Consider the following 16233-nt stretch of genomic DNA (forward strand, 5'->3'; position numbering starts at 1 on the left):
CAATGAGGTGAACGAATGGGAGAGTCGCAGCTACCTGCAGTAAAACCAGAACTCTATGAGCGCCTGATCGATAGGCTGGGCCTTGCCCTGGATACGGCCAGAACGTCCATGCGGCTTCGGGACGAGGCGCTGACCGAGTTGGAATTGCGTGGCTTGAGCCGCGCTGAGTTCGATGTGATCAAGGCGTATCTGGATACTTTCCAGAAGCGCGCTAACGAGGCGGCATGCCCTAGGCCGCAGGCTGAGCCTGCGTCGGCCAGGATCATCTGGCTCAAGGACATCAAGCGCACCGTGCGCACGCCACGCACACGCAAGGCCTCCCGCCGCTAGGGGTTGCGCGGCGCATGTCCAGGGTTTGCACATTTATCCGACCTTGATCGACGCCGGCCATGTTGTTGGCCGGCGCCGATGCTTTTAGTCTGCACACCTTCGAAGGAGGTGTGCATGCCCATCCGCTATTTCATCAAGCAATGGTTGTTACCCCCCGGTGTGCTGTTTCTGCTGCTGCTTGCAGCCTGGTGGCTGCGCAGGCGTCGCCCCCGGCTGGCCGCTGTGTGCTTTGTGGCAGGGCTGGGCGGGCTGTGGATGACCAGCTTGCCCGTGGCCGTGCAGTACCTGGCAGAAGCGCTGGAAACCGAGCCTGCGTTAGCCGGGCAGGACTGGCCTGGCCTCAAGCGTCGGGCCGATGCCATCGTCGTGCTGGGCGCAGGGCGTGAACGGGGCGACCCTGCCTGGGCGGGTGTCGACCAGCCGACGCCCACGGCCCTGGAACGGCTGCGCCTTGCCGCTCGCCTGGCCAAGGCGTCCGGGCTACCGGTGCTGACCAGCGGCGGGCTGCACTACGGCACACCGCCCAGCGAGGCGCAGCTGATGGCTGACAGCCTGCATGAGGACTTCGACGTTGAGGTGACGTGGTTGGAGCAGGCCAGCCGCACCACTTGGGAAAATGCCCAGTACTCGGCGAGCGTGCTTCAGCCGTTGGGGATACGCCGCGTCGTGGTAGTGACCCAGGCCTGGCACATGCAGCGCTCGCGCTGGAGCTTCGAGCAGGCAGGTTTCGAGGTGGTACCCGCGCCGGTCGGTTTCCTCGGCCGTGATCCCGCGCGGCCATTCGGAGGTTGGCTGCCGGAAAGCCGGGCGATGTGGCAGAGCGGGCAGTTGCTCAACGAGGTGGCAGGGCTGGTGGGGTATCGGTTGTTCTACTGAAGGGGGGCTGCGAAGCAGCCCCTTGCAACGTCAACTGCAAGGCCGCATCACACGGCCCTGGCCACACGCCCGGCCATCAACGCCCAGGCCAGCAGCAACCCACACAGGATCGCAAGCGGCCACGAACGCCATTGCAGATAAGGCGTCAGCTGCTGCATCGGCACGACCTCGCCGTACATCACCGCCTGCTGGAACTGAGGCACCTGGGTCGTGATGCGACCGAACGGGTCGATCAAGGCCGTCACGCCATTGTTGGTGGCGCGGATCATCCAGCGGCCGGCTTCAAGGGCACGCATCTGAGCCATCTGCAAGTGCTGCAGCGGGCCTATGGAAGTGCCGAACCAGGTATCGTTGCTGATGGTCAGCAGCAAGTCGCTGCGTGCTGCCAGGCCGGCGGCAAACTCGGGGTAGACCACCTCGTAGCAGATGTAAGGCGCGATCTGATAACCCTTGGCCTGGAGCAGCGGTTGGTCCTCAGGGCCCCGGGCGAAATCCGACATGGGCAGGTTGAAGAACTCGATCAGCCCTCGCAGCATGTCTTGCAGCGGGACATATTCGCCAAAGGGCACCAGCTTCTGCTTGAGGTAGGTGCCGTCCCCTTCGCCCGTGACGGTGATGCCGTTGAAGTAACGACGCTGACGGTGCACCACCTCGCGAACCGGCACGCCGGTGATCAGGGCTGAATGCCGCTCTGCGGCGAAGCGGCCCATGACGTCGATGTAGCCTTGGGCCTGGTCCTTGAGCACAGGTACCGCGGTTTCCGGCCAGATCAGCAAGTCGGCAGGCTTTGAACTGAAACTCAGGTCGCGGTACAGGGCCAGCTGGGCGTCGATATGCGCCGGGTCCCACTTCACGTCCTGTTCGACGTTGCCCTGAATGGCAGCGACCTTGAGCGGCTCGCCTGCGGGGGTGGTCCAGGCATGCCCTTTGAGCGCCAACCCCACTGCCCAGGGGGTAAGCAGCAGCACGCAGGCGATGGCAAGAAAGCCGGGGCGGGCACGCAAACGGTTGAGGTTGCACAGCAGCGCAGCCGTCAGGGCCAACGCAAACGACACCAGCCACACCCCACCCAGAGGCGCCAGGCCGGCCAGCGGGCCGTCCAGTTGGCTGTAGCCTGCGTACAACCAAGGGAAGCCGGTGAGGAACCAGCCGCGGAACGCCTCTTGCGCCACCCATAGGGCAGCAAAGCCCAGCGCATCGGCCAGGGGCGCCTCGCTGCGCCGCAACCAGCGCGCCCACAACCAGGTGGGCAGCGCGAAGAACCAGGCCAGGGCCGCAAAGAACGCGACCAGCAGCGCAATGGCCAACAGCGGCGAGGCGCCGCCGTAGTTGGTCATGCTGACGTAGATCCACCAGGTGCCGGCGCCGTAAAGGCCAAAGCCGAACCACCAGCCACGCCACAGGGCCTGGCGCGGGCCAAGCTCGCGCAGGCCCAGGTAGAGCATGGCGATGGACAGCAGCGCCAGTGGCCACAGATCGAATGGCGCCAGGGCCAGGAGGGTAGAAGCGCCGGCCGCCAAGGCCAGCAGGTTACCGGGCCAGCCGGGGCGGGTGATCCAGCGCATGTCGTTCCTTAACGGTTGATCGGGGTCAGGCGCAGCAGGTGTATCCGGCGGCTGTCGGCGTTGAGCACGCGGAACTTGTACGCACCGATTTCGGTGGTTTCGTTGCGCTTGGGCAAATGGCCGAACGCACTCATCACCAAACCGCCGACGGTGTCGAACTCATCGTCGGAGAACGCGCTGTCGAAGGACTCGTTGAAGTGCTCGATCGGCGTCAGTGCCTTGACCAGGAAGTCGCCGTTAGGCAGCGGCTTGATATAGCTGTCCTCTTCGACGTCATGTTCATCTTCGATATCGCCGACGATCTGTTCGAGCACATCCTCGATGGTCACCAGGCCAGCCACGCCGCCGTATTCATCGATGACGATGGCCATGTGGTTGTGGTTGGCGCGAAACTCGCGCAGCAGCACGTTCAGGCGCTTGGACTCGGGCACGAACGTGGCCGGGCGCAGCAGCGTCTTGATGTCGAAGTTGTCGCCGTTCTCCTTGAGAATCAGCGGCAGCAGGTCCTTGGCGAGCAGGACACCGAGCACATCGTCATGGCTTTCGCCGATTACCGGGTAGCGCGAGTGCGCTGCGTCGATCACCGCCGGCAGGAACTCGCGTGGTGACTGGCCAGCCTTGATGCTGTTCATCTGCGAGCGTGGCACCATGATGTCACGCACCTGAAGGTCCGCCACCTGGATGGCCCCTTCGACGATGGTCAGCGCCTCGCTGTCGAGCAGCTTGTTCTGATGTGCTTCGCGCAGCAGCTCCAGGAGCTCCTGGCGGTTTTTCGGCTCATGGGCAAAAGCCTGGGTCAGTTTACCCAGCCAGGACTTCTGCCCGTTGCTCGATCGATCTTCGCTCATGGCGGTTCTCGTGATCCTTGGTCTATCAGTGTGGGGTTGATTCGGTTTCGTCATCGGCGTATGGGTCCGGGTGACCCAGTTGCGCCAGCAATTCTCGTTCCAGGCTTTCCATTTCCTCGGCTTCCTCATCCTCGATGTGGTCGTAGCCAAGCAGATGCAGGCAGCCGTGAATGACCAGGTGTGCCCAGTGCGCCTCCAGCGACTTGCCTTGCTCGGCCGCCTCGCGTTCAACCACCGCGACGCAGATCACCAGGTCGCCCAGCAAGGGAATATCGAGCAGCTCATCTGGCACGTCGGCCGGGAAGGACAACACGTTGGTCGCGTAGTCCTTGTGCCGATACGTGTGATTGAGCTCGCGTGCTTCCGCTTCGTCGACAAGACGAATGGTCATCTCCGAGTCGGCCTTGCGTTGCTGCAAGGCCAGCTCGCACCAGCGGCGAAAGTCGGCATCAATCGGGGCGAGCGCCTGGGTCGCCCGTTGTATGTCCAGTTCAAGCATTTTTGCCGGGTGCCTCGGGGGTGGCTTGGCGGGCTTCGAAGCGGTCATAGGCCTCGACGATACGCTGCACCAAGGGGTGACGTACCACGTCCTTGGGCTGGAAGTGGGTGAAACTGATACCCGGCACGTCCCGTAGCACCTCGATCACATGCGCCAGACCCGACTTGGTGCCCCGGGGCAGGTCGACCTGGGTGATGTCGCCGGTGATCACCGCCGTGGAGCCAAAGCCGATGCGGGTGAGGAACATCTTCATCTGCTCGAGCGTGGTGTTCTGGCTTTCGTCGAGAATGATGAAGCTGTTGTTCAGGGTGCGACCGCGCATGTAGGCAAGCGGCGCAATTTCGATGACCTGGCGTTCGATCAGTTTGGCCACGTGCTCGAAACCCAGCATTTCATAAAGGGCGTCGTAAAGCGGGCGCAGATAAGGGTCGATCTTCTGAGCAAGGTCGCCCGGCAGGAACCCGAGCTTCTCGCCAGCTTCAACGGCCGGGCGCACCAGCAGGATACGGCGAACCTGTTCACGTTCCAGCGCGTCGACGGCACAGGCCACGGCCAGGTATGTCTTGCCGGTACCGGCCGGGCCGATGCCGAAGTTGATGTCGTTGGCCAGGATCTCCTTGACGTAGCGCTGCTGGTTGGCGCCCCGTGGTCGGATATTGCCCTTGCGCGTGCGCAGCGAGACGCTGACCTCGTTTACCGCCGGGTTGTCGATGTGCTCGACGGCCGATTCCTGAAGGTACAGGTGCACGGTTTCCGGCGACAGCTCGGTGGCCTGGGTCTCACGGTAGAGACGGCGCAGCAGTTGCTCGGCAGCATGGGTGGTCTTGGATTCGCCGATCAGTTCGAACTGATTGCCGCGGTTGCGGATCTCGATGGCCAGGCGCTGTTCGATCAAGCGCAGGTGCTCGTCGAATTGGCCACACAAGTTGGCGAAACGGTGGGCCTCGATAGGTTCGAGGATGAAACGATGGGGTTCGATGGGTGCGTTCAAGGTCGTTTATAGCCGCCCGACGGCAATGAGTGTGAACTCAAGAATAACCCTTGAATGGCAGTGGCGAAAGTCCTGATGGGTTCAACGGCGTTATGCCCAGCAAAGCCCAGGCTCTGCGTGAAAAGCCTTGATACTCGGTGATTGAAAACAGCCTGGAGCGCCAGCCCGGTCGGAATGCTCATTTACAACCCGTAAACTCCGCTTCCTCGGCCGTTTTCGCCTTGCCTGACCTTCGTCTCAAGACTTTTCACACAGAGCCTAGGGCAGCGGGGAGAACGGCGAGCGTCCCTCGGCGTTCTGCAGCTCCAGCAGGTACTTGCGGAAGATCTGGCCGAGCACCTGCGTCGCATGCTCCAGGTCGTCCCTGGGCATCTGCTCTGTCACTTCATCTGCCATGTCCAGGGCATCTTCAGCGCCATTGACTGCCGCCATCTTCAAGAGAATGTAGGCTTGCACGTTGTTGGCCTTGACCCCTTCGCCGCGGAAAAACATCGACCCTAGGCGGTACTGGGCCTCGGCGTGGCCTTGCAGGGACGCTTTCTGGTACCAGTCCAGTGCCTTGTTGAGGTTCTTTGGCGCTTGCGCATAGAAGTACTCGCCCAGCTCGAACTGTGCCTGGGCATCGCCGGCATCGGCCACCTGTTCACAGCTCTTGAGTGCGCTTGCCAGGTCCTGCGGCTGCACGTTCAAGGTGCAGCGACCCGTCGTCGGGATGAGCAACGAGTTACCGCCCTCCGCCAGGGCCAGCAGGGGCTGGAGAAGCAACAGGCAGCCCAGGGTGAGGGCGCGGCCGGTGCGGTTCATGGGGATCGACTTACCTCTGCAAAGCTGCGGCCAATGTCTCTGGTGGCACATTATGGGATAAGCAGCGCCAACCTTACAAAGTTTTACTCGAATTTATGTCGGCGTGGCGAAACAGGCTGATGGCAAGAGTCCTTCGTTACCCGTATGGCCTCATCGAACGTGCGCCCGTTCACACGGCGTACGCCCCTGGCGATGGCCGGTACAACCACCGTGATAGCGGGTTCTACCGGCGATCACGGTGGGGAAGCGCCGGGTTACTTCAGGGCTGCGAAGGCCTTTTCAGCGGCATCCAGGGTGATCTGCAGCTCGTTGTCGCCATGAGCGATCGAGGTGAAGCCAGCTTCGAACGCGCTCGGCGCCAGGTACACGCCACCGTCGAGCATCAGGTGGAAGAACTGCTTGAAGCGACTGGCGTCACTGGCCATTACGTCATCGAAGGTGACGATGTCGTCGGCCCCGCTGAAGTACAGGCCGAACATACCGCCAGCCTGCGTGGTCACGAACGGCACGCCGGCAGCGTCGGCGCGCTGTTGCAGGCCGTCGAGCATGCGGCTGGTGTAGTCGGTCAGCTCGGCGTGGAAGCCTGGACGACTGATCAGCTTGAGCGTGGTCAGGCCGGCGGCCATGGCCAGCGGGTTGCCCGACAGCGTACCCGCCTGGTAGACCGGACCCAGCGGGGCGATGCAGCCCATGATTTCGCGCTTGCCGCCAAAGCAGCCGACCGGCATGCCGCCGCCGACGATCTTGCCGAAGGTGGACAAGTCGGGGGTGATGCCGTAGTGCGCCTGCGCGCCGCCCAGCGAAACCCGGAAACCGGTCATCACCTCATCGAAGATCAACACCACGCCATGCTTGTCGCACTGCTCGCGCAGGCCTTCGAGGAAGCCCGGCGCCGGCGGTACGCAGTTCATGTTGCCGGCAACCGGCTCGACGATGATGCAGGCCACGGTCTGGCCCACCTCAGCCAGCGTCTTCTCGACGGCGGCGATGTCGTTGAAGGGCAGGGTCAGGGTGTGCTTGGCGAAGTCGGCCGGCACGCCGGCCGAGCTGGGCACGCCTTGGGTCAGCAGGCCGGAGCCGGCCTTGACCAACAGGCTGTCGGAGTGGCCGTGGTAGCAGCCCTCGAACTTGATGATCGCGTCACGGCCGGTGTAGCCACGGGCCAGGCGGATGGCGCTCATGGTCGCCTCGGTACCCGAGCTGACCATGCGCACCATTTCCATGGAAGGCACCAGCGAGCACACCAGGTCTGCCATTTCGGTTTCCATGGCGGTCGGGGCGCCATAGGACAGCCCGTGTTCCAGCTGGCGACGTACCGAGTCCAGCACGTCAGGGTGGCCATGGCCCAGGATCATCGGGCCCCAGGAGCCCACGTAGTCGACGTAGCGCTTGTCATCTTCGTCGACGACGTAGGCCCCCTCGGCATGCTTGAAGAACAAAGGCGTGCCGCCCACGCTCTTGAACGCGCGCACGGGCGAGTTGACACCACCGGGGATGTGCTTCTGGGCTTGGGCGAAAAGTGCTTCGGAACGGGACATGGAAAATTCTCTCGAATCAGGATGCGAACAAGGCGTTGAAGGCGCGGGCGCGGCGGGTGACTTCCTGCGCGCTATCGGCACCGAACAAGCCGTGGATCACCGCCAGCAGGTCGGCACCGTGGTGCACCAGTGCAGCGGCATTGTCGAGGGTGACCCCGCCGATGGCGGCGATCGGCAGGTTCACCTGGGCGCGCGCCTGCGCCAGAAGACGGACGTCGGCAGCCGGGGCGCCGGGTTTGGTGCTGGAGGTGAAAAAGCGGCCGAAGGCGACGTAGCTGGCGCCTTCGCGGGCTGCCTGGGCGGCCAGGTCCAGGCTGGCATGGCAGGTCGAGCCAATGATCGCCGCGCTGCCCAGCAGGGCGCGTGCAGGGGTCAGCGGCCCGTCGGTTTGCCCCAGGTGGACGCCCACGCCCAGGTGCCTGGCCAGTTCGGCATCGTCGTTGATGATCAGCTGGGTGCCGTAGCGCTCGCACAATTGCTGGAGCGCCTGGGCTTCTCGCAAGCGCCGCGCGGCGTCGTCGCTTTTGTCACGGTACTGCAGAAGGCATACGCCCCCTTCGAGCGCTGCCTCCACATGAGACAGGAATCGGCCGGCCAGCAATTGGCTGTCGGTGATGGCATACAGGCCGCGTAGCGTCATGAGCACCTCGAGTCAGGAGCAGAAATCCAGGGGCAGGCGCCGAGGCACGAACTGGCCTCGTCCCAACTGCTCCGCATCGCGCAGGGTGCGCCAGGTGTAGTCCAGGGCCGTGCGCACGGCGCTTTCCAGGTGCTCGCCCAGGGCCAGTCGGCCCGCCAGGGCGCTGGCCAGGGTGCAGCCCGATCCGTGGTAGCTGCCCGGCAGGCGTTGGCAGGTCGAGGTGCTGCGGTGACCGTCGCGGCTGTACAGACGGTTGTGGATTTCCACCTCGTCGCCGTGTCCGCCCGTGATCAGCACGTGCTCGCAGAACTCCAGCAGCCTGGCAGCGCACTCGTCGGCGCTGCCGTCGGGCAGCTCGGCGAGAATGCGGGCTTCGGGCAGGTTCGGCGTGGTGATGGTCGCCAGCGGCAACAGGCGTTCACGCAGGGCGTAGCCTACTTCGTCCTTGCCCAGCCGGCCGCCGCCGCCTGCGCGCAGCACCGGGTCGCACACCAACGGCAGGTGCGGGTGCGCAGCCAGCAGCTCGGCCACGGTATCGACCATGTCGATCGAGCCGAGCATGCCCAGCTTGACCGCGGCCACCGTGGAGTCGGTGAGCACGGCATTGGCCTGGGCCAGCACCCACTCACGGTCGAGCACGCGGAAGTCGGAGACATTGACGGTATCCTGCACGGTCAGGGCGGTCACCGCGGGCGCGGCATGACAGCCTTGTGCAAGCAGGGCTTCGATATCTGCCTGCAAGCCGGCGCCGCCACTGGGGTCGTGGCCGGAGAGACAGAGGACAACGGGGCGGGAGGCGTAGGTATTCATGGTCGGCGAGCTTACCACCAAACCTGTTTGTGCGGACCTTGCGCGTGCAGGTCGGTGCGTTTTCCGAAGAACGGTATGCGCACCTGAATGCCGCTAAGGCCCGTTCCAGAGCGGTCCTGTGGGTTTTGTGCCGCCGCTCGACGCAGCTTGAGGCTGTGCTAGAGTGCGCAGATAAATCGATAAACAGGTTCTGCAGGATTTCGTCGTCTCAAACGGAAAGGGGGCAACCGCGACGCGACCGGACAGGCCTTGCTGGGGCTGTATGCGCTATTTGCTGATTGTGCTCATGGGTTTGCTGCCCACATTCGCCGAAGCGGTGGACATCACCGCGGCCACCCGTCACCTGCCTCTGGGCAAGGTCATGCAGGTTTATGAAGACCCGGACGGCAGCGCCAGCATCACGGATGTCAGTGCGCCCGACTTCGCGCAGCGTTTTCGCCCCCACCCTGAAGACGTCCTCAATGCCGGGTTTTCCACGTCGGTGTTCTGGCTCAAGCTCGAACTGCACCCTGACCCGGCGCCGGGCATGCCCCTGCACTGGTTGCTGGAGCTGGCCTACCCACCCCTCGATCACCTCGACCTTTACCTGACAGGCCCGGACGGGCGCTTTCGCCTGGCCCAGCGCACGGGTGATGCGTTGCCTTATTCAAGCCGGGAAATCCGTCAGGACAACTACCTGTTCAACCTGCAATTGCCACCTGGCCAGGTCACCACCGTCTTTATGCGGCTGCACAGCCAGGGCTCGGTGCAGGCGCCGCTGGCCCTCTGGTCGCCCCAGGCTTACCTGGAAGCCCAGGCCACGCGCCTGTACGTGCTGGGGATGATCTACGGGGTACTGTTGGTGATGCTGGTGTACAACCTGTTCCTGTACCTGAGCGTGCGGGACGTCAGCTACCTGTACTACATCCTCTATATTGCCTCCTTCGGCCTTTACCAGGTCTCGGTCAACGGCGCCGGCATCGCTTACCTGTGGCCTGACAGCCCCTGGTGGGCCAATGCCTGCACACCGTTGTTCGTCGGCGCAGCTGCGCTGTTCGGCTCTCAGTTCGCCCGGCATTTTCTGCAGCTTCGCCATAACAGCCGTGGCTTTGACCGGTTGCTGCAGGCGCTGATGCTGGGCGGTGCCGTGGTGATGGTGCTGTCTGTGAGCGTGCCCTATGGCCTCGCCATGCGCCTTGCCACCGCCTTGGCGCTCGTGTTCAGCCTGGGCGTTTTCTGCGCAGGGCTCGACGCCTGGCGGCGCGGCCTGCGCGTGGCGCGCTGGTTCATCATCGCCTGGACCGCGTTTCTGGTCGGGGGGCTGGTCAATACGCTGATGGTGCTGGGCTACCTGCCGAACATGTTCCTGACCATGTATGCCAGCCAATTGGGCGCTGCGCTGGAGGTGGCGTTGCTATCGCTGGCCTTGGCAGACCGCATCAAGACGCTGCGCGACGAGCAGGCCCGCACCCTGCGTGAGACGGGGCAGCAACTGGAGGTGCTCAACCAGCAACTGGCCAACAGCAACCGGCTCAAGGATGAGTTTCTGGCCTGCGTCACCCATGAACTGCGCACCCCGATGAATGGCGTGATCGGGTCCCTGGAGCTGATGCATACCCTGCCGATGGACGCGGAAATGGCCCGCTTCCACCAGACTGCGGTGGGCTCGGCTCAGGGCATGATGCACATGGTCGACGACATCCTGACCTTGTCCGAATTGCAAGCAGGGCGGCTGCGAGCGCAGCCAGCGCCCTTCGACCTTCGGACATTGCTGCAAGGCTTGCGCGCTACGTATGCCGGCCAGGCGCTGGGCAAGGGCCTGTACTTGAGTGTGGACATGCCGGCGGACCTGCCCGACCGGCTGGTGGGGGATGGGCCGAAGCTGGCCCGCTGCCTGGGGTGCCTGGTGGACAACGGCCTGAAATTCACCCACCAGGGCGGTGTGATGATCCAGGTCCGGGGGCAGCACAGGGGCCCTAATCAACTGGCCTTGACGTTTACCGTGAGCGACACGGGTATCGGTTTCGAAGACCTCGACCAGTCGATTCTTTATCAGCGGTTCTTTCAGGTGGATGGCTCCATGACCCGGCGCTATGGCGGGTTGGGCATTGGCCTTGCCATCTGCAGGCAGATGAGCGAATTATTGGGGGCACGGCTATCGCATCAATCGGCGCCTGGCGTGGGCAGTCGGTTCGAGATGAGTCTGGAGTTGGCGATTTCGCAGGGGCAGGTGGCTGTGCAGGGGCATGCGGGGCGGCGTTGGCGGTAAGCATCGGTAGGTTAGGACGATGTGCTGTTAGCTATGTGCGCAGCGAGATACCGTGGACGTGGGATTCACGGCATCAAAGAAAGTAAGAGCCTATGATCAACCAGCTGAACGCGACAGTGTTTAGCCATGAGGAAATTACTATCCGCTTTTTCATGGATGATGGAAATTGCTCATAATCCTGTGCATCAAGCATGCCTCGTCGAATACTTGATTTTGGATACTTTATGATCCCGGCGACCATGAATGTCACCAACATTCTCGCACGCAGAGTCTTTTCACCCCAAGGGGTGACAATAAAGGGTAAGCACGCACTGCGCTGCAGGGCCCCGATCATGACTTTGTATTCTTTGGAGCCTGCGATACGCAGATCCATGGCGAGGCCGGTCAGTCCGAGGGCAAAGGGAGTGGCAAGAAAAAGTAATTGAAACGTAATGTCAAAATTCTTGATCACTCTCAAGGCCTCGAAAATTTTCGCTTAATTGCATGCACGAAGGCTTCCCGTCAGAGGCGCTGTTGCAGGGGTCGAGATGCCATATGCAGCGCCGTCAAGGCAGTTCTTCGGGAAGGAATAAGTATCACTTCATTAGCTACTTTGGCCCCCGACCATTTTGGGCAAGCCAAAATCGTCAGGCTCAGTAAATAGTGTTCTTCAACATGGCTTTGTATTCCCGTCCGCCGTGCGAGCTTCGAGTACCTGGCCTACTTGCCAGCTCGCCCAGATGCGTCGAATACCCAATCATCAGCGTGGATCCATGGTGCTTGTAATGAGTAAACAGTTTCACCTTGGTAGTAGGAAAAAGTAACCGACTGTTAGCCAAGTGAACGCTATTGTGTTCAGCCAGGATGCGGTGTTGATCTTCTTTTTAAGGGAGGCTGGAAAATTCTGATAATCGAGTGGATCAAGCGCACCTTTGCGAATGTGGTAGGTTGGAAATGCTATGAGCCCACCCACCATTGAGATCACCAATAACCGTGCGCGTATGCTTTGTTCTCCCCAGAGTGTTGTAATAAACTCTAAGCAAGCACTGCGCTGGAGCGCTGCGATCATGACGTCGTATTCTTTTGAACATGCAATGCGCAGGTCCATGGCCAGTGAGATAAAGCCTATGATGAAAGGGGAAGTGAGCAAAAACAACTTCAGCTTTATGTCAAGGTGGTCAATCATTCTGCAAAGCCTCGGAGATTACCTCTCCTGCGTGTTCGTCGATGTCCATTCCAATTCATTCAGACCAGTCGCAGCTCCAATGCCAGTAAGCACTTCTGCATCAACTCATACCTGAGGCCGTCCCGTCACCAAGATTAGCGGCATGCAGCAAGTATGGGTCGGTAACGTTGTTATCCGTAGATCAAACAAATTACAAAAAGCCAGAAGCCGGCTATGGTATTAAGCCAGGACGCTGTGATGATCTGTATTTTCAAACGAGATGGAAATTGATCATAGTCTCGGGGATCAAGCGCGCCTTTACGGATGCTGTATTTTGGAGAGGTTATGGCGCCCGCTACCAAAAAAATCACGAGCATTCTTGCACGCACGCTTTTATCGCCCCATGTTGCGACAAAAACAGCTAAGCATGGACTGCGCTGCAGAGCTGTGGTCATGGTTGCATATCCTTTGGAACATGCGATGTGCAGGTCCATTGCGAGCGCGGTGAAGCCCAGGACAAATGGGGAGGCCACCCAAAATAATTTCAGCGTATTGTCGAGATCATTCATCAATTAGCATCTCGAAGATGACTTCGCCTACGGTTTCGCCGCCTATCATGCCTCCTTGGCTCCCTGCCCAAGCGCCTGCTCCTGCAAACACCACATTACAAATGAGCGTTCCTGGCCCCGTCCGCCAGCAAACCCTGAGCGCTGCCCTACTGCCAAGCTTTGCACCTATCCACCCACCTCCCAAGCCACCCGAAAAATTACCAGCCTCAGTAAAACGCATTTTTCTACATGCTTTGGTATTCCCCACCCGACACGCATCGGCAATATTCATCGCTGATCCAATGCCCCCGAGCGTAATGCCCACTGCCCCTCCAGCCTTCAAGTACTTGGCCATCTTCGCCAGTCTATCCAAGTGAGTCGAATACCCCGGTATGCCCGTGGGCCCGCCTGCTTTGCTCCAATGGTGCACCAGGCTTTTCGAGGAGATACCCAAGTCTCGGCGCAGTCGTGAGTAATCCCCAAGATTGAGCCTCTTGTTGAGAAGGGTGGCCTTTAAACCGGCACTCAACTGATTGAACAGGTGCTGGCGCTGGGCGAAGAAGTCTGGGTGGCGAAGGTGCCCGTGCTTGGTAAATTGCGCTTTGTGCAGGTCTTCGATTTTGCGCAAGAGGCGGGTGATTTCATCCAGTGACTTACCCGCCACCGTCTCGGCTACGCCCATGGCCAGACTGGTATCACCAAACAGCGCGGCGATCTCGGCCTGGTACTGCATCATGAAGCCGGCTTCCTCCTCGGTGAGGTCCGCCAATGCAGCACGCGCCTGCTCCGCCGCACCCATGACCGACATTTCTTGGCGGGTACACATGGAGTACCCCGATTCTTCACCCACTACGAACAGTTCGCCCGGTTTGAATCCGTTTCGCGAGGTGGGGTTAAGCCGTTCCAATGCTGATCGGGACAAGTGAGCGTGTGGGGCACCGAGTTCTATCAGCACCTCGTCATACGACATGCTGCGCGGCACGATGTAGAAACCCGGTTCATTAACGGGCTGAGCCACTGAAGGCGCAGCGTCCCGGAACCGCTCCGGATCGATCGTCCTAGCGCGGGCGTCGGGGTTTCGCACGGCGTCATTGACCGGTTCAGGTGCAGATGCCCTGGACGTTGCAAGGGCCGCAGATCCGCCCGCAATCACGCGGTTGCTGCCTATAGGACACCCACACGCCACCAATGCGCCGTCCAGGACCGTGGGTATGCCGTCCTGACTCCAATAGGGCTCGCCCTCCACCAGCGTGCCGGGTTGCCCGCAGCCGGGGCAGGGCGTGGTCTTGTCGCCTTGCAGCAGCCAGTTACGGCCATGGACGCGCCCCCTGGCTTGCCCGGCAATGCAAATGGCGCCGGTGGTGGTTTCATCGCTGTCCAGGCCTTGGTACCGACCCAGGATGCTGATTCGCATGCTCATGGCTTGCCTGCTGATCAAGAAAGAACTCGCAACCTAGCAGGCGGCATCCGCTTTATAGGCGCTTGATTCAGCTTCTAGGAAGACTCCCACGGACGATTGGGAACTGGATTACAAGTTCCTGAAGGCCTCACCGGTTCGGGCGTCGAACGAACACGCCGCTGACGATCCCGATGAAGCCGGCCGCCTAAGCGCCGCTCATCACGCACCCCTGCGATTAGTCAGGAATGCCCCTTTGTCCACCGACCAGACAGTGCTTCACTGGGAACCTCACGCCTGCCCGGATTCAGGAGTACCTCCATGAACCTGCACCAGTTCGCTGAAACCCACGAGGTCACCAACCAGCCGCCACCGCTGGACGGGGCCAACCTGTACCGCCTGGACCTGCCGCTACAGGAGTGGTCCAGGCGCTTTGGTGCCGACTGGGCGCAGTCGCGGATCGATGCGTACGGCGCGCTGGCCGGTGGGCCGTTGATGCAGGCAGGCTTTCTGGCCAATGCGCACAAGCCTGTGTTCAGCAGCCATGATCGCTATGGCCATCGCATCGACCTGGTCGAGTTTCACCCCGCCTATCACCAGTTGATGCGCACCGCCGTCGAGCATGGGCTGCCGTCGCTGCCCTGGGCCGAGCCGCGCCCGGGCGCCCATGTGGCCCGCGCGGCGATGACCTACCTGCACAGCCAGGCCGAGGCCGGGACGGGCTGCCCGCTGACCATGACCTTCGCTGCGGTGCCGGCCCTGCGCCTGCAACCCGAGATCGCCCACTACTGGCTGCCCAAGGCGCTGTCGCGTGAGTATGACCCGCGCAACGTCGGCGACCGGCACAAGGCCGGCGTCACGTTGGGCATGGCCATGACGGAGAAGCAGGGTGGCACGGACGTGCGCGCCAATACCACCCGTGCCTACCCAGTCGGCGCGCTGGGGCCCGGCCAGGCCTACGAGCTGGTGGGTCACAAGTGGTTCTGTTCGGCGCCCATGTGCGATGCCTTCCTGGTCCTTGCCCAGACCGAGCACGGCCTGAGCTGCTTCCTGCTGCCCCGCCACCGCCCGGACGACACCCGTAACCAGTTCTATATCCAGCGCCTGAAGGACAAGTTGGGCAATGTCTCCAACGCCTCCAGCGAAGTGGAGTTTCGCGGTGCGCTGGCCTGGATGATCGGTGAGGAGGGCCGGGGCGTACCGACCATCATCGAGATGGTGGCCATGACCCGTTTCGACTGCATGGTCGGCTCCAGTGCCCTGATGCGCCAGGCGCTGACCCAGGCCCTGCACCACTGCGCGCATCGGCAGGTGGCGGGCCGCCTGTTGACCGAGCAGCCGCTGATGCAGAACGTGCTCGCCGACCTGTCGTTGGAAAGCGAAGCGGCATTGGCCCTGAGCCTGCGCATGGGCCACGCCCTCGAGCAGCTCGACGACCCCCAGCAGGCGCACTTCGCGCGCCTGGTCACGGCGGTAGGCAAGTACTGGATCTGCAAGCGTGCCCCGGCCATGATCAACGAAGCGGCCGAGTGCCTGGGCGGGGCTGGGTATGTGGAGGACAGCATCCTGCCGCGGCTTTACCGCGAGGCGCCCGTCAACTCGACCTGGGAAGGTTCGGGTAATGTGCAGTGCCTGGATGTGCTGCGCGCCTTGTCCAAGGAGCCGGGTGTGCTGGAGGCGTTGTTCGCCGAACTGGGGGACGGACACGGCGACAAGCGCCTGGCCACCTGCATCGTCAACCTGAAGGATGCGTTCCTCGACACGGGCGACATCCAGTACCGGGCGCGGCAACTGACCGAGACCATCGCCCTGGCATTGCAGGCCAAGTTGCTGCTGGAGGCCGGCCATTGTGCGGTCAGCGATGCGTTCATCGCCAGCCGCCTCACAGGGGCAGGGCGCGCTTATGGCACGCTGCCGCGCGGTGTGGACGTACAGGCCCTGATGGCGCGGGCCATGGCCAGCTGACCGGCTCGGCCCAGCTGCGCCGCCTTGCATC

16 protein-coding genes are annotated in these 16233 nt (G+C 62.1%); 4 read left to right on the forward strand and 12 right to left on the reverse strand.

Annotation, left to right across the window (positions count from 1 at the left end):
• The first annotated feature begins 15 nt into the window (after nt 1-15).
• Both NMB38_RS02665 and NMB38_RS02670 read left to right on the forward strand, forming a co-directional pair.
• Complete coding sequence (locus NMB38_RS02665) at nt 16-330, forward strand: hypothetical protein (RefSeq protein ID WP_028687153.1); 315 nt, start codon at nt 16-18, stop codon at nt 328-330.
• Nucleotides 331-444: 114 nt separating this feature from the next.
• On the forward strand, nt 445-1206 hold the full coding sequence (locus NMB38_RS02670; protein ID WP_110607088.1) for a YdcF family protein: 762 nt from the start codon (nt 445-447) through the stop codon (nt 1204-1206).
• A gap of 47 nt (nt 1207-1253) precedes the next feature.
• Here the strand turns inward: NMB38_RS02670 and lnt are convergent, their stop codons facing one another.
• The 8 genes from lnt to NMB38_RS02710 all read right to left on the reverse strand — a co-directional run bounded on the left by lnt (nt 1254) and on the right by NMB38_RS02710 (nt 8901).
• A complete protein-coding gene (lnt, locus tag NMB38_RS02675) occupies nt 1254-2771 on the reverse strand; it encodes an apolipoprotein N-acyltransferase (protein WP_027915247.1) in 1518 nt (505 codons plus the stop codon).
• A gap of 8 nt (nt 2772-2779) precedes the next feature.
• Nucleotides 2780-3619 (reverse strand): CorC family transporter, encoded by an 840-nt coding sequence (locus NMB38_RS02680; RefSeq protein ID WP_023534628.1) that lies wholly within the window; start codon nt 3617-3619, stop codon nt 2780-2782.
• Between the two features lie 25 nt (nt 3620-3644).
• Complete coding sequence (ybeY, locus tag NMB38_RS02685) at nt 3645-4118, reverse strand: rRNA maturation RNase YbeY (protein WP_027915246.1); 474 nt, start codon at nt 4116-4118, stop codon at nt 3645-3647.
• A complete protein-coding gene (locus NMB38_RS02690; protein ID WP_027915245.1) occupies nt 4111-5109 on the reverse strand; it encodes a PhoH family protein in 999 nt (332 codons plus the stop codon). Before NMB38_RS02690 ends, ybeY begins: the two co-directional genes overlap by 8 nt.
• Nucleotides 5110-5367: 258 nt before the next feature.
• Complete coding sequence (locus NMB38_RS02695; RefSeq protein WP_027915244.1) at nt 5368-5913, reverse strand: tetratricopeptide repeat protein; 546 nt, start codon at nt 5911-5913, stop codon at nt 5368-5370.
• A 254-nt stretch (nt 5914-6167) separates the two neighbouring features.
• On the reverse strand, nt 6168-7451 hold the full coding sequence (gene hemL / locus NMB38_RS02700) for a glutamate-1-semialdehyde 2,1-aminomutase (RefSeq protein WP_027915243.1): 1284 nt from the start codon (nt 7449-7451) through the stop codon (nt 6168-6170).
• 16 nt (nt 7452-7467) lie between these two features.
• Entirely contained in the window at nt 7468-8091 is a 624-nt protein-coding gene (gene thiE / locus NMB38_RS02705) for a thiamine phosphate synthase (protein WP_027915242.1), read from the reverse strand.
• Between the two features lie 12 nt (nt 8092-8103).
• On the reverse strand, nt 8104-8901 hold the full coding sequence (locus tag NMB38_RS02710; RefSeq protein ID WP_027915241.1) for a hydroxymethylpyrimidine/phosphomethylpyrimidine kinase: 798 nt from the start codon (nt 8899-8901) through the stop codon (nt 8104-8106).
• 262 nt (nt 8902-9163) lie between these two features.
• On the opposite strand from NMB38_RS02710, the gene NMB38_RS02715 reads away from it, so the two are divergent.
• Nucleotides 9164-11149: a sensor histidine kinase gene (locus NMB38_RS02715; RefSeq protein ID WP_286885612.1), complete on the forward strand. Its 1986-nt coding sequence runs from the start codon at nt 9164-9166 to the stop codon at nt 11147-11149.
• Nucleotides 11150-11222: 73 nt separating this feature from the next.
• Here NMB38_RS02715 and NMB38_RS02720 read toward each other — a convergent pair whose 3' ends face one another.
• The 4 genes from NMB38_RS02720 to NMB38_RS02735 form a co-directional block, all read right to left on the reverse strand.
• Entirely contained in the window at nt 11223-11600 is a 378-nt protein-coding gene (locus NMB38_RS02720) for a hypothetical protein (RefSeq protein WP_088523399.1), read from the reverse strand.
• A 327-nt stretch (nt 11601-11927) separates the two neighbouring features.
• Nucleotides 11928-12314, reverse strand: coding sequence for a hypothetical protein (locus NMB38_RS02725; RefSeq protein WP_128610960.1), 387 nt, complete (start codon nt 12312-12314; stop codon nt 11928-11930).
• A gap of 170 nt (nt 12315-12484) precedes the next feature.
• The gene (locus tag NMB38_RS02730; protein WP_176417782.1) at nt 12485-12862 is read right to left on the reverse strand and encodes a hypothetical protein; all 378 of its coding nucleotides are present in this window, start codon (nt 12860-12862) and stop codon (nt 12485-12487) included.
• Nucleotides 12855-14261 carry a PAAR domain-containing protein gene (locus tag NMB38_RS02735; RefSeq protein ID WP_132578055.1) on the reverse strand — a complete coding sequence of 469 codons (1407 nt, stop codon included), beginning with the start codon at nt 14259-14261 and terminating at the stop codon, nt 12855-12857. Before NMB38_RS02735 ends, NMB38_RS02730 begins: the two co-directional genes overlap by 8 nt.
• Nucleotides 14262-14558: 297 nt before the next feature.
• Between NMB38_RS02735 and NMB38_RS02740 the strand changes: the two genes are divergently transcribed.
• A complete protein-coding gene (locus NMB38_RS02740; RefSeq protein ID WP_088523403.1) occupies nt 14559-16202 on the forward strand; it encodes an acyl-CoA dehydrogenase family protein in 1644 nt (547 codons plus the stop codon).
• Nucleotides 16203-16233 lie beyond the last annotated feature (31 nt).

The sequence above is a fragment of the Pseudomonas sp. FBCC-B35 genome (genome assembly GCF_059133755.1).